Here is a 13,529-nt window from a genome sequence, read left to right on the forward strand (position 1 = left end):
TTTTTTCTTTTCCTCTTGTTCCAAGAGTTTTTGCACTTCCTTACGCCACCGCGAATCACTAGTTTGAGCCAATGAAATTTGCAACTAAAAAATACGATTATCCAAAGCTTGCTCATATTCTTTGACTGCTTCTCTATCACCATTGTCAGCTAAGACTCTCAAATACTCTTCATCACTGAATTCAGCCATTCACTATTTCGCTCCAGCTTCTAAATCGTTTCTTCTATTTTCTTAAAGCCTGGGACTATTGTCAAGTTACTAGTTTGTAACAAAATCTTACAACTGTAAAAAGCTGACGAAAATCACATCCTCAGCTTATTTCTTAGTTGTTTCTCGATAATACTTACAGTAACTTTGAAGAGGACAAGTCTGGCATTTAGGATTCTTTGCTAAACAATGATAGCGTCCAAAGAAAATCATGCGGTGATGACTGATAATCCAATCTTTCTTTGGTATTTTCTTCATCAATTCTGCTTCGATTTCCTCTACACTAGCATTTTCTGGAGCTATATTCAGCCGTTTAGAAACGCGAGAGACATGTGTATCTACAGCAATAGACGGAATACCATAGACTTCAGCCAATACGACGTTAGCTGTTTTTCGTCCAACACCAGGTAGACTCTCTAATTCCTTGTGAGTTTTGGGAACTTGTCCGTCGAAATTCATTAAAATAGCTCTAGCAGTTTTGATGATATTCTTTGCCTTATTCTTATATAGCCCAATGGTTCTTAAGCACATTTCAACATCATCAAGATTAGCAGATGCTAAATCTTCAATTTCTGGATAACGGGCCCACAAACCCGGTGTTACCTTATTAACAGCTTTGTCAGTTGTTTGAGCAGATAAAATAACAGCAACTAGTAGTTGAAAGGGAGTCTCCCACTCCAGCTCACCATGTGCATCTGGAAACATCTTTCCCATTAAGGCCAGAGCTTCATTAACACGTTTTCTACCCAACATTATTGACCACCCCACAATTGACGGGCCGCGTCCATACCAGTTTTGAACTCATCCGAAACCTGATGATGTTGTTTCTTTCCTTGATGCTCCAAACGACGTTCTTCAACTTGAATTTTAGTAGTAATACCACTTAATTTCCAGTTACGAAGAACCCCTTTGATATAATTCCAGTTGGTTTTTCGGTTAAATACTGCCTCTTTCAGAGCTTCACGGATTAATTCCGGGTCAGTGTGTTCTTCCTGAATTTCCTTATTTAAATCTTCTATTACCATAGGATTCAAGATTCCCAAAGCCTGTTCCAACTCATTTGTCAATTGTTTAATAAGCTGTGTATTTGTTGGTTGGCCAGCAACAGGACCTGTCGTTGAATTTTCACTACTCACTAGCTTGTCTAACACTGCTAGGGCAGGTGAAGCATCAACAACCATCTTAATTTCATTATTAACTTTAACAGTCGTAAAATCAAGGAGTCCAGCCTCAGTTAATGTCGTAATACTTTTATTAACCTCAGTGGGGGTCTTTCCAGTTGCCTGCGCTATCTGGCTAGAGGCCACTTCTCCAATCTGAGTAGTCGTTTGTAGATAGAGAAACTGCCAAACTAAAAAGTCATCCGCTGATGGAAAAATATCCTTAAAGTGAAAAAATAAGGCATTTGGAAGGACTAGATTTCCTGTTCGATACTGTTCAAAAAAACTCATATTTACCTTTCAGAGTAGATAGGTCAATTCAAAAAATTTTATGTTTTAACATAAGTCTTTTGAGAAACCTACTACAAATAACCGTAGAATGAAAAATCGTCTTCCAACTCTTCTAAACGATAGGGTGTTTCTTGATATACAGCGTAGTTAATCCAATTACTAAAGAATGTTGATGCCGCAAGGTTCCAACGAAGTTTTGGTTCCTGACTTGGATCATCCCCAGGAAAATAGTTTGCTGGCACATCTGGATTGATGCCTACTTCCAAATCCCTTCGATATTCTCTAGCAAGAGTATCACGATCATATTCGAAATGACCAAAACTGTAAACTTCACGAAGATCCTTGCTTGCCAGAATGGACAGACCTACCTCTTGACCTGATGCAACAACGTCTAAATCTGTTTTATTCTTGATATCTTCCAGAGTCACCTCTGTATAGCGTGAGTGCGGTGACACAAAGCTATCATCAAAGCCATTCATGAGGAAATTTTCTGGCATGTCAACAGTTTGCTTATAGATACCTGATAATTTCTCTGACAAGGGAACCTTATCAACCCCATGTTTGTAATAGAGACCTGCTTGAGCTCCCCAACACAAGTGAAGAGTTGAATAAACATGCTTTTTAGACCAGTCAAAAACTCGTGTTAATTCATGCCAATAATCAACTTCCTCAAAAGGCATTTGTTCAATAGGAGCCCCTGTTACGATAAGACCATCGTAATACTTGTCCTTGATTTCATCAAAAGTCTTATAGAAGGTTTTCATATGTTCAGCGTGGGTATTTTTTGATTTATGACTAGCCATATACAGAAACTCTACGTTAATTTGGAGTGGTGTATTTGCTAAAAGACGTAGCAACTGAGTTTCTGTCACTTCTTTAGTTGGCATTAGGTTAAGGATCAGGACCTCCATTGGTCTAATATCCTGGCTACTAGCTCTATTCTCATCCATGATGAAGACATTTTCCGAACGCAATACATCAAGAGCTGGTAACTTATTATCAAGTTTTATAGGCATAACAACATCTCCATCCTTGTTTATTCTATCTTCATATTATAAACCGGGTAAATATTGTTATCAAATATATATTTTCTCTAGTTAGCTATAACTTTAAACTATATGATGACACACTTATTTTTTTAAAAGAGTTAAAAAGGCCCTGAGGCCTTTTGTAAAACATAGATAGTTTTATCCTGGGAAGTTCATCAATACTTTAGCGTCATAACCTTCGATTGCTTCACGACCATTAAGTCCGTCAAGCTCAATCAAGAAGGCACATCCAGCAACGACACCACCTAGGCGTTCAATCATTTCAATTGTTGCTTTGACAGTACCACCAGTAGCCAAGAGATCGTCAACGATAAGTACACGTTGGCCTGGTTTGATTGCATCGGCATGCATGCAAAGAGTATCGACACCATACTCTTTTTCATAATCGACCGAAATCACTTTACGTGGCAATTTACCAGGTTTACGAACTGGCGCAAATCCAATACCAAGTTCAAAGGCAACTGGGCATCCAACAATGAAACCACGTGCTTCGGGACCAACAATCATGTCAATCTTCTTGTCAGTCGCATACTGAACGATTTCACGAATAGCATAGCTATAAGCGTTTCCATCAGCCATCAACGGGCTAATATCGCGGAAAGTAACCCCTTCTTTAGGGTAGTTTTCAATAGTTGCAATATAATCTTCTAATTTCATTTGTTCTTCCTATGGGCATTTTGCCAAAAAATATTTACATATTATTATAGCATGAATCCATGGATTTAGAAAATACTAACCTCTAGATTCTAAACCAATTATCTTAGTTAGGCACTACTGCTCCTGCTTGTAGAGCCAATCATAAATTTCCTGTGGTGTTCCCAAAGCCATGAGTTCTTGGAACTTGACAAGATGTTTAAGGTCCTGGAAAATCTTGCTTTCCTCAATATCACGTTTTCCAGCCTCTTTATTAACTGTCATGACACCATTATCAATAGTGACAAAGCCCAATTCATCAAAAATTTGAATCATCTTGATGAGAAGAATTTTATCAATCTTAAGATAATGACTGAGGTCATCTAATTTATAGCGCACATCAAATTCTGGGAATTGATAAATGGTTTTATAGAGCCTTGCAAATTGCTCTCTAGTTCCATAGCCTGTCAGATAATAGGCTTCCTTAATGCGATTCTTAAAATAAATGGCCTGGAATTCCTTACCGTCAAACCACTCTTTTAATTCCGTCTCTGAATTCGGTAGGGTGTCGAGGACAACTGCAGTTGCTTCGTCTGAGGCCTCTTCTACAGTTGGTAGGCCCTCAGGTAGTACCATATTTTTTGAGCGAAAATCAAATAACTGAACATTGTCCACGCGCACATCTGCCAACATGAGCTGTAGTGTTGTCTGGCCATTCCATACATTAACGGACAGCGTCACTGCTAATTCCAACCCCTGAGCTTGCTGAAATTCTTGAAGCAGATGCCCTTTGTTAAAGGCGACAACATCAAAACTAGCCTTGCCTTGCTTAACCTTAAACTTAAGATGAGCTCCATTTTGCCCCATAGTTCTAGCTTGAGTAACGGTAATATCATGTAGCCAAAAGACTGGCTTTTTATTATCCATACCAAAAGGTGCTAGTTTTTCGAGGCTCCTTATGGTATCCAAGCCAAGCTCACCGAGTTGTAACTCCTCGTCTAAATTAAGCGTATTTTTGGCACTCGTATCAATGTCATTATCGTAGACATAACTACATAAAATATCTGAGAGTTGAGTAAGATTTTCCTCTGGAAGGGTCATACCAGCTGCTCCAGCGTGCCCTCCAAATGCAGTAAAGATGTCTCTGTGGTCATCAAGTGCTTGGAAGATATTGATAGATTCCAAACTACGAGCTGATCCCTTAGCCAAGCCATCTTCAATATTTAAAACTACTACTGTCTGACTGATCTGCTCCATGATGCGGCCAGCAACAATGCCGAGTACACCAGGATGCCAGCCTTCCTTAGCCAAAACCTGAACTGGTTTATCCAAGTCTACCATGCTCATGGCTTCATCAAAGATGTTTTGAACAACTTCCTTACGTTCTTCATTTTTGGCATTGATTTCCAGAGCAATGGCTTGCGTTTCCTCATCGTCAAATCCGGTTAATAGTTCAATAGCTGGGTTTGGATCGTCTAAACGTCCTAAAGCATTGAGTTGAGGGGCTAGTTTGAAAGCCACTGTTTCTTCAGAAATTGTTGTTAGGTCTACTTCGGAAATACGGAGCAATTCTTGAAGCCCAATACGCTCAGTAGTCTTGAGAATTTCAAGTCCAACCTTAACCATAATACGATTTTCATCGGTCAGGCTAACCATATCAGCAATAGTCCCTATAGCTACCAAATCCAACATCTCTGTTGGTATGGTCTCGAGGAGGGCCGTTGCTATTTTGAAAGCTACTCCACAACCTGCCAAATACTTAAAGGGATAATCAGCACCTGGATGTTCTGGATGAACAATGGCATAAGCTTCTGGAAGCTGTGACGGCATGCTATGGTGGTCTGTGACGATAACATCCACACCTTGCTCTTGCGCATAAGCGATAGCCTCATTCCCAGCTACCCCATTATCCACTGTAATGATGAGTGAAATACCTTCCTGCTCAATGAAATACTTATAGACACTTTCGTTTGGTCCATAACCATCTGTAAAACGGTTTGGCAAGTATACTCGAGCTTCAGCTCCCATCATTTCAAGGGCTTCTTTGACAATCGAGGCTGACGTCATACCATCCGCATCGTAATCTCCATATACTAAGATTTGTTCATAATTTTCAATAGCCTGACGGATTCTAGCCACTGCCTTATCCATATCATGAAGCAGATAAGGATCATGAAGGTGCGATAAATCTGCCTTTAGAAAGTCTTCAAGTGCCTCTTCTGTCCTAATGCCACGTTCATAGGCAATCTTGGCTGCTGTTTTTGCCAGTCCATGTTCTTTAGCAAGTTTAAAAAAGCCAGCATCTGGCTCTTTTGTGTTTATTTTCCAATCATACGTTGATGTAATCATGTTCTTCTTTCTTTATTTATAATTAAAGCTTGTTCGTGCAAGGTAATCAGCTATCGTGGGAAAGAGTGTATAGCCTTTGTAAGCAACTGCTAAGAGTCGTGGTAGATTAACTTCACGTTTATTTTTGCCCAGAATACGGACAATCTTTTTAGCCACATATTTAGGACTGAGAACAAACTTCTTAACACTCTCAAGATAAGCTCCAGAGGGATCAGCTTGATCGAAGAAAGATGTCTCAATTGGACCTGGATTGACCGTAGTCACATAGACTCCCTTATCAGCCAGCTCTATACGCAAGGCATCTGAAAAGCCAATTACCGCAAACTTTGTTGCTGCATAGACACTTGAGTTGGCTGTCGCAATTTTCCCTGCCATGCTGGCGATATTGATGACATGGCCATAGCCTTGCTCTACCATTTTCTCTGCAATTAAGCGTGAAAAAGTCATTGTCGCCAAGGTATTGATGTCAAACATATCACGAACTTCTTGACTGGTGTAATTATCATAAGACTTAAATTCACCGAAGCCAGCATTATTGATAAAAACATCAATACGGCCAAAGCGTTGATAGAGATAATCGACCATTTCTTTAATGGCATTGTCGTCTCTGAGGTCAATAGCAAGACAGGTTTTATTTTTCACATGGCGATAGCATTTCTCAAGTTTGTCCTTGTCTCGTCCCAAGAGGATAATGCCGTCACTGAGGGAGAGCTGCTTGACAATTTCTTGAGCAAGACCTCCTGAGGCACCAGTAATAGCGATAATTCGTTGTTTAGCCATTAGATTTCTACCTCTTCCAAGTCACGAACGATGTGAGTGTTTTCAAAAATCGTTTTAGCATCTGCTGCCATCTTACCGATATCACGCCCCAAAAAACGTGCTGATACGTGATTTAGAAGAAGGCGTTTAGCTGACGCATCCCTAGCTACTTGGGCTGCTTGCATATTCGTTGAGTGACCATGGCTCTTGGCAATTTTTTCATCACCCTTACCATAAGTAGACTCGTGGACCAGGACATCTGCCCCCAATCCAAGTCGAACACTGGCATTTGTCTTACGGGTATCACCTAAGATAGTGATAACCTTACCTTTCTTAGGTGCGGAAATAAAGTCTTTGGCAATGATTTTCGTTCCATCTTCAAGAACCACATCTTGTCCATTCTTAATTTGTCCAAAAAGCGGACCAAATGGTACGCCTGCTGCCTTAAGGGCCTCAGCATCCAAGGTGCCTTCGAGATCCTTTTGAACCACACGGTAACCAACACAAAAAATGGTGTGGTCCAACTTATCTGCATAAACAGCGAACTTGTCATCTTCCATAACCAAACCTAGACTATTTTCATCAATTTCCTTAAAATGCACATGATAAGATAAGCGTGTCCCTGAGGTACGAATGCTGGTCATGACGTATTGCTTAATACCAACTGGTCCATAAACTTCAAGGTCAGTTTGTTCTTCGCTAGATTGGAAGGAACGACTCGCCAGGAAACCTGGTAAACCGAAGATATGGTCCCCGTGCATATGTGTAATAAAGATTTTTTTAACTTTACGGGGTTTGATTGTTGTTTCTAAAATCTGACGTTGGGTTCCTTCCCCACAGTCAAACATCCAGACTTCGTTGATTTCATCGAGGAGCTTCAAAACCAGACTCGATACATTACGAGCCTTGGATGGCTGTCCGGCGCCCGTCCCTAAAAATTGTAATTCCATGACTTTCTATACTTTCTATCTATCGTTTTTCTTATTTCTGGACAATATAAGCCAGGCATTCACGCTGAGCAAATCCATAATAAACAGTTTGCCCTTTATATTGAGACAAAAGTTCCACTAATTCATCTTGATTGAAGCTAGCTAACTTAATGACACTTCCCTTCAGTTTAGTGACACGACTAAGTAACTGAGTCTCTGGTGTCAACTCTTCCAATACTTCTTCATCAAAGTCAACCTTGGCCATTTTAACTTGAGTCCCTTCAAGATAAACCTTATATTGTGGGAAAACTTGAGCAAGCTCAAACAAAATATCAGTCGTTGGAACCTCTAAATGCTCTGCAAAGACTAGGGCCACTTCATCAGCATTTTCATAGCAAAAACCATAAGATTTTCCTGACAGATTGAGACGAATAAAGGGCTTGTGTTCATCAAAAGATGGTACTGGATTAAAGAGGTTAAGTTCTTTCGAAAGCTCCAAATAGTAATCCGTTGCTGCTTCTGGAGACTGTTTCTGGTAAATCTCTGCAAAATAAGCATTAATAACACTTGGTGGTGGCGTAATAAAGGCCAGTTTTTGATTGTCTGAAAGGTCTGACAAGGTGTTTTGAAGATATACCTTATCTAAACTTGTAAAACCACCATATTTTAAAGCTAAATCCATATAATCAGTCATAAAACTCTTCCAATTTCCATTTATTTTTCGGTGAAATATAGCCTGTAATTTCTTCCACTTCTGTCTCAAAACTATAGCTATCTAACAAGGCTAATTGACTCAACTGATAAAGTTTATAAGCTTGGTCCTGATTAACCTTAATACTAAAGTGTTCAAAATTCTGTTGAATTTCATCAATCAAGAGTCTTCGCAAAGCCTCACGACTTCCCTTGTCACGCGCTGAGAGACGAACATTAGGAAAGACTGTTGCTACTAAGTTATTCGCCACGTCCATCTTATTGTAGATAGCTAGGCGAGGAATATCAGTCATGTCCAGTTCTTTAAGGATATCTAAAACCACGTTTTCATGTTCTTCGTGATTCGGATCACTAGCATCGATGACATGCAAAAGGAGGTCCACATTACGACTTTCTTCAAGCGTCGACTTAAAGGCAGCCACCAATTCTGTTGGCAAATCCTGAATAAAACCAACCGTATCTGTCAAGGTCACTTGAAACTGATCTTTTAAGTATATTTTCTTAGTCGTTGCATCCAGAGTCGCAAAAAGTTCATTGGCCTCATACTGCTTATCATCCGTCATAAGGTTCATAATAGTTGATTTCCCAGCATTGGTATAACCTATCAAGCCGATTTTAAAGGTAGTTGAGTCGACACGCTTTTCACGAATGGTCTCTCGGTTCTTCTCAACAATCTTTAATTGGCGTTCAATATCCGCAATCTGGTTACGGATAGAACGACGATTGAGTTCCAGCTGACTTTCACCAGGACCACGGCTACCAATGCCCCCTGCTTGACGATTGAGCATAATTCCCTGACCAGATAAACGGGGCAACATGTATTTGAGCTGAGCTAGATGAACTTGAAGTTTTCCTTCATGACTTCTAGCTCTCATGGCAAAGATATCCAAAATCAATTGCATGCGATCAATGACTTTTACGCCAAATGCTGCTTCAAGATTGGTATTTTGACGTGGGGTTAAACGGTTATTGACAATGACCGTAGTAATCTCATCCGCGTCCACCATAGCCTTGATTTCCTCTAATTTTCCTGAACCTACGAAGGACTTACTATCATAGCGTTCACGTTTTTGAGTATAGCTAGCTACAACCTCTGCTCCTGCTGTTTTGGCAAGACTAGCAAGTTCCTCCATGGACATGTCAAAATTCTCTGTCTCTTGCAATTCAACACCTACTAAAATAGCACGTTCTTGCTGCTTGGCTGTCTCTATCATAGCAAACCCCTTTTCGAAATAGTCGCCTTCTATTATACCACAGGGAGACCTAAAGAGAAGGGGACAGACCTTAATTTTTTATAAAGAAAAACAAGTTGGATTGTCCAACTTGCTTCTAATTAGTGTTTACGTGTTGGTTTCTTTTTAGACCCCTTACGACGCTTGCCTTGGTGAAGGCTAGGCTTAATTTGAGAAATAGTTTGAGGTAATTTCACAGTAGCCTTATCAACCTTATCTTTAGCCTTGACCAATTCTTGTGAGGCCTTGATTGCACTCTTCGAAGGTTTGTTTTTCTTAGTTTTGGTCTTAGACACTGCCTTTACTTTACTAGTCCCAGATGCACGCATACGACGAGACATAGCCAGAAGAATTTTATTTTCTTCGTTGAGGTTGGTATGGTAGGCCATGGAAAGCACTAAGCCAACACCAATCAAGTTTGAGATGAGTGAAGATCCACCTTGAGAAATAAAAGGCAAAGGAATACCTGTCAGAGGAAGAATTCCTACTGCCGCCCCAATATTTTCAAAAATATGGAAGACAATCATCATAATAAGACCAGTAGAAATAAAGGTATAGAAGCGGTTATTAGACTTGAAAGTCACTCGCAACATGCGATAAATGAGGAAGAGATAGGTCAACAGAACCAATCCACCGCCTACTAAACCAAAGTCTTCTGCAATAACCGTGAAAATCATATCACTCTCACGAACTGGTACATTCAAATCAAGGTGATTAAAACCTTTTCCATAGATACCACCAGTACCTATCGATATCATCCCTTGTGTCTGTTGAAAGGCGATGCCATCCGCATAAGTGAAGGGGTCCAACCAAGCTGAGATACGGTTAATCTGATAAGTCTGAACCCCTAACTTGAGCAAGATTTCCTTTCCCCAATCTGTGATAAACACCATTATAAACAGAGCTATACTTGCTGCAAAGGCTAGCACTACCGGTAAGATGATACGCCAGGATATTCCCGAAACCACTATTATACCCGCTAAAATAGCGAGGAAGACTAAGGCCGTTCCCATATCACCTTGAAGAACCAGTAAGCCTAAGACAGGAAGCGTGACCGCTACATATTGGAAAAGTAGCAACCAGTCATCTTGAAGCTCAGTTACTTCTTTTCCTTGTTTAGCCCGAACACCTATTCTCGAAAGAAAAAGGATGTAGGATATCTTCATAAATTCTGATGGTTGAAAAAGGGTGACTGATCCAATACTGACCCAGTTTTTTGCTCCTGTCGAGGCAACCAAAGAAGGTGAATAAAAAACAAGAGGCAAAACCATAAGTCCCAAGCCAAAAATATAAAGCCAGGGAGTGACCTTCCAAAGAAACTCTGTATTAAATAACATGACAACAAAAGCAAGTACTGAACCAAGAAAAATCCATAGTATTTGCTGAGACATGACTTGAACGAGATTCTTTGGATAATCAAAATTTGTCGCGATAAAAATTGAGACCATACCAACCAGCAGTAAGATAAGGACTGGCAAGAGAATCGAGTAATCTATCCGACTTTCAATAGTATTTTTTGACTTAGCCATGTGTACTCCAAAATAAAGATTTAGTAAGAGTTATTATACCACTTTTTCGGCCAGACAAATGACCTGAATGTGTAAAAAGTTGTTAATTTTAACGAAAAAAAGCAACCACAAAAGTGGTTAACTTCTTTCATTAGTCTTAATTTGACATGTATCCTTTTCCTTGAGCATTGAAGCATACACGTTGCGCTGAAGGAATTTGGACCTAGTGATCAACAGTCCTGTCACAAGGTAACCCCTATCGTTTCTGTAAAACAAAAAGGTATCTCCGACTGATTCTCGGAGATGTTTTTGTGTATTTTGAAGTTTTCGTTTTCACTGAGTTTGTAACCCACAACCCACACTTCTAATATCCTAATATGACACGCTAGATTACAGAGGAAGAAAACAGCTAAGCTAGAAAGCATTGAGATATTAGGAGTATTTTTCTTCATGGGATTTCTCTAGCAAAAAACTGAGGCGTCACTTCAAACTTTTATTCTTAGTCTCAATCTGTTGAGATAATCCTCAATAATCTGTTACTTCTTTTCGGTCATGAACATTGCTTTGCTTGCCTTGTCGTGCCTTAAGTACGGCTTCAACGTCTTCAGGGCTAACCCCTGTTTCAACTAGCATGACGGCTAAATGATAGAGGATGTCTGCTGTCTCGTTGGCAATTTCCGTTTTATCAGCATTCTTAGCTCCAATTACAACTTCTGTCGCTTCTTCGCCAACCTTTTTAAGAATCTTGTCTAGACCCTTGTCAAAAAGGTAATTGGTATAAGACCCTTCTTTAGGATTCTTTTTACGATCCAAGGCTTCCTTATAAAGTGTTTCTAACATAGCTACTCCTATCTATCTTGATTGTCATCATATATATCCGTGATGAAACAGCTGTAAGCTCCTGTATGACAGGCTGCTCCTTCTTGTTCAACGGCAATAAGTAGGGTGTCCCAATCACAGTCAGTCTTGATGCTTTTGACATGTTGGAAATGACCAGATATGGCGCCCTTATGCCAAAGCTCATTTCTGGAACGGCTCCAGTAATGCATTTGTTTAGTCTCAAGGGTCAACTGATAGGACACCTCATTCATATAGGCCAACATAAGCACCTGTCCTGTCTTGTAATCGGTCACAATAACTGGTACCAGTCCTCCTTGTTTGTCAAAATCAAGTTTAACCTCTGTCATTGTCTCACCTCAATTCCTGTTTTTGCCAAGACTTGTTTGGTTTCACCTATATTTACCTCACCGAAGTGGAAGATAGAGGCTGCCAGTGCACCAGTCGCTGTTGTCTTTTCAAAGACTTCTACAATGTCCTCAATATTTCCTGCACCACCAGAAGCAATGATCGGAACATCGACGACTTCTGCCACACGATTAAGCATTTCCAAATCAAAACCAGACTTGGTGCCGTCCTTGTCCATACTGGTTAAGAGAATTTCTCCAGCCCCCAAGGCGACGACTTCTTGAGCCCATTGGATGAGATCCCTACCGGTATTCTTACGGCCACCTGCCACAAAAACATGCCAGCTCCCATCAGCCATCTTTTTAGCATCAATCGCAGCCACGACACACTGATTGCCAAATTTTTGGGCACAATCAGCGATTAGTTGCGGGTTGGCATGGGCTGAGGAATTAACAGCAACCTTATCTGCACCGGCTTTGAGCATCTTGTTCATGTCTTCAACCGAACGGATACCACCACCAACTGTGAAAGGGATAAAGACCTGATCGGCAACGCGTCGCACCATGTCAACCGTTGTTTCACGATTATCTGAAGTCGCCGTGATGTCCAAAAAAACAAGTTCGTCACAACCAGCCTCATAATAGGCACGGGCAGAATCAACAGGATCACCAACATCTGTTAGATTCACAAAGTTAACTCCCTTGACGACACGACCATCCTTGACATCCAGACAAGGAATAATACGTTTTTTAAGCATATTAACCTCCGAAAGACTTGAGCTGGTCTAAAGTGATATTGCCGTTATAGTAGGCCTTACCGACAATGGTTCCTGCTACACCAATCTCTTGTAGGTGATTTAAGTCGGATAGCTCTGCAATCCCACCTGAAGCGATGACTTTAGCGGTTGTGAGTTCAGATACCAAACATTTGTAGTGATCAAGATTGGGTCCTGTCAGTGTGCCATCTCGATCAACGTCTGTATAAACAATGAGGGTTACGCCCATTTTTTCCATTTCCTTGGCCAAGGTGATGTAGTCCACATTGCTGGTTTCCAACCAACCTTCTGTAGCGACAAGACCTGCCTTTGCATCTATACCCACGACAATCTTATCGGCACCAAATTCCTCCAAAGCTGCTCTAACGAAGTCAGGATCTTTGACGGCCATTGAACCGATAATGATACGGTCGATGCCAACTGCCAAATAGTCACGAATCTGCTCCAATGTGCGGATACCGCCACCCATTTCGATGCCAAGTCCAGAAATCTTCTTGACCTCCGCAATCAAGTCACGGTTAGTGGCACGACCATCAAGAGCACCATCCAAGTCAACAAGGTGAATGAATTGGATGCCCGCATTCTTAAGGGTTTTTGCTTGCTCAATAACATCTGGATTGACGACGGTTTTTTGGTTGAAATCTCCTTTGAAGAGACGAACAGCCTGTCCATCCTTAATATCAATTGCTGGTAGAATTTGCATCTCCCCTACCATCCTTTCTAACTAAAAAATCTTTGTTC

At 40.6% G+C, this 13,529-nt stretch carries 13 protein-coding genes and 1 pseudogene; all 14 read right to left on the reverse strand.

Features of this window, described 5'->3' with window-relative positions; genetic code table 11:
* Positions 1 to 315: 315 nt before the first annotated feature.
* The gene (gene nth / locus E3C75_RS08600; protein WP_011681255.1) at positions 316 to 960 is read right to left on the reverse strand and encodes an endonuclease III; all 645 of its coding nucleotides are present in this window, start codon (positions 958 to 960) and stop codon (positions 316 to 318) included.
* Positions 960 to 1,658, reverse strand: coding sequence for a DnaD domain-containing protein (locus tag E3C75_RS08605; protein WP_100262521.1), 699 nt, complete (start codon positions 1,656 to 1,658; stop codon positions 960 to 962). Before E3C75_RS08605 ends, nth begins: the two co-directional genes overlap by 1 nt.
* A gap of 71 nt (positions 1,659 to 1,729) precedes the next feature.
* Positions 1,730 to 2,674 carry a homoserine O-acetyltransferase MetA gene (gene metA, locus E3C75_RS08610; RefSeq protein ID WP_100262522.1) on the reverse strand — a complete coding sequence of 315 codons (945 nt, stop codon included), beginning with the start codon at positions 2,672 to 2,674 and terminating at the stop codon, positions 1,730 to 1,732.
* 171 nt (positions 2,675 to 2,845) lie between these two features.
* Positions 2,846 to 3,364, reverse strand: a complete 519-nt coding sequence (locus tag E3C75_RS08615; RefSeq protein ID WP_002947203.1) for an adenine phosphoribosyltransferase — start codon at positions 3,362 to 3,364, stop codon at positions 2,846 to 2,848.
* Positions 3,365 to 3,478: 114 nt separating this feature from the next.
* Positions 3,479 to 5,689 carry a single-stranded-DNA-specific exonuclease RecJ gene (gene recJ, locus E3C75_RS08620; RefSeq protein ID WP_100273207.1) on the reverse strand — a complete coding sequence of 737 codons (2,211 nt, stop codon included), beginning with the start codon at positions 5,687 to 5,689 and terminating at the stop codon, positions 3,479 to 3,481.
* A 12-nt stretch (positions 5,690 to 5,701) separates the two neighbouring features.
* Positions 5,702 to 6,469 carry an SDR family NAD(P)-dependent oxidoreductase gene (locus E3C75_RS08625; RefSeq protein WP_100273206.1) on the reverse strand — a complete coding sequence of 256 codons (768 nt, stop codon included), beginning with the start codon at positions 6,467 to 6,469 and terminating at the stop codon, positions 5,702 to 5,704.
* Positions 6,469 to 7,398, reverse strand: coding sequence for a ribonuclease Z (gene rnz, locus E3C75_RS08630; RefSeq protein ID WP_011226135.1), 930 nt, complete (start codon positions 7,396 to 7,398; stop codon positions 6,469 to 6,471). Before rnz ends, E3C75_RS08625 begins: the two co-directional genes overlap by 1 nt.
* Before the next feature lie 31 nt (positions 7,399 to 7,429).
* Positions 7,430 to 8,071 (reverse strand): cystathionine beta-lyase, encoded by a 642-nt coding sequence (locus tag E3C75_RS08635; RefSeq protein ID WP_100262525.1) that lies wholly within the window; start codon positions 8,069 to 8,071, stop codon positions 7,430 to 7,432.
* Positions 8,064 to 9,302, reverse strand: a complete 1,239-nt coding sequence (gene hflX / locus E3C75_RS08640) for a GTPase HflX (RefSeq protein WP_084828878.1) — start codon at positions 9,300 to 9,302, stop codon at positions 8,064 to 8,066. Before hflX ends, E3C75_RS08635 begins: the two co-directional genes overlap by 8 nt.
* A gap of 377 nt (positions 9,303 to 9,679) precedes the next feature.
* Positions 9,680 to 10,849: pseudogene (locus E3C75_RS08645) on the reverse strand (FtsW/RodA/SpoVE family cell cycle protein); the annotation flags it as partial.
* A gap of 504 nt (positions 10,850 to 11,353) precedes the next feature.
* Positions 11,354 to 11,668, reverse strand: a complete 315-nt coding sequence (gene hisE, locus E3C75_RS08650) for a phosphoribosyl-ATP diphosphatase (RefSeq protein WP_084828879.1) — start codon at positions 11,666 to 11,668, stop codon at positions 11,354 to 11,356.
* Positions 11,669 to 11,676: 8 nt separating this feature from the next.
* Positions 11,677 to 12,015 carry a phosphoribosyl-AMP cyclohydrolase gene (gene hisI / locus E3C75_RS08655; RefSeq protein ID WP_023909722.1) on the reverse strand — a complete coding sequence of 113 codons (339 nt, stop codon included), beginning with the start codon at positions 12,013 to 12,015 and terminating at the stop codon, positions 11,677 to 11,679.
* On the reverse strand, positions 12,012 to 12,770 hold the full coding sequence (gene hisF / locus E3C75_RS08660) for an imidazole glycerol phosphate synthase subunit HisF (protein ID WP_084828880.1): 759 nt from the start codon (positions 12,768 to 12,770) through the stop codon (positions 12,012 to 12,014). The genes hisI and hisF overlap by 4 nt, the downstream gene beginning before the upstream one ends.
* Position 12,771: 1 nt before the next feature.
* A complete protein-coding gene (hisA, locus tag E3C75_RS08665) occupies positions 12,772 to 13,491 on the reverse strand; it encodes a 1-(5-phosphoribosyl)-5-[(5-phosphoribosylamino)methylideneamino]imidazole-4-carboxamide isomerase (protein ID WP_023909725.1) in 720 nt (239 codons plus the stop codon).
* Positions 13,492 to 13,529: the final 38 nt, after the last annotated feature.

Origin of the sequence: Streptococcus thermophilus (genome assembly GCF_010120595.1) — a bacterium.
Classification (GTDB): Bacteria; Bacillota; Bacilli; order Lactobacillales; family Streptococcaceae; genus Streptococcus; species Streptococcus thermophilus.

Coding starts and splice junctions, on each gene's coding strand:
- rnz (WP_011226135.1), bottom strand. CDS start 7,398: ATGGAATTACAATTTTTAGGGACGGGCGCCGGACAGCCATCCAAGGCT.
- E3C75_RS08625 (WP_100273206.1), bottom strand. CDS start 6,469: ATGGCTAAACAACGAATTATCGCTATTACTGGTGCCTCAGGAGGTCTT.
- recJ (WP_100273207.1), bottom strand. CDS start 5,689: ATGATTACATCAACGTATGATTGGAAAATAAACACAAAAGAGCCAGAT.
- E3C75_RS08635 (WP_100262525.1), bottom strand. CDS start 8,071: ATGACTGATTATATGGATTTAGCTTTAAAATATGGTGGTTTTACAAGT.
- E3C75_RS08615 (WP_002947203.1), bottom strand. CDS start 3,364: ATGAAATTAGAAGATTATATTGCAACTATTGAAAACTACCCTAAAGAA.
- metA (WP_100262522.1), bottom strand. CDS start 2,674: ATGCCTATAAAACTTGATAATAAGTTACCAGCTCTTGATGTATTGCGT.
- hisE (WP_084828879.1), bottom strand. CDS start 11,668: ATGTTAGAAACACTTTATAAGGAAGCCTTGGATCGTAAAAAGAATCCT.
- hflX (WP_084828878.1), bottom strand. CDS start 9,302: ATGATAGAGACAGCCAAGCAGCAAGAACGTGCTATTTTAGTAGGTGTT.
- hisA (WP_023909725.1), bottom strand. CDS start 13,491: ATGCAAATTCTACCAGCAATTGATATTAAGGATGGACAGGCTGTTCGT.
- E3C75_RS08605 (WP_100262521.1), bottom strand. CDS start 1,658: ATGAGTTTTTTTGAACAGTATCGAACAGGAAATCTAGTCCTTCCAAAT.
- hisF (WP_084828880.1), bottom strand. CDS start 12,770: ATGCTTAAAAAACGTATTATTCCTTGTCTGGATGTCAAGGATGGTCGT.
- hisI (WP_023909722.1), bottom strand. CDS start 12,015: ATGACAGAGGTTAAACTTGATTTTGACAAACAAGGAGGACTGGTACCA.
- nth (WP_011681255.1), bottom strand. CDS start 960: ATGTTGGGTAGAAAACGTGTTAATGAAGCTCTGGCCTTAATGGGAAAG.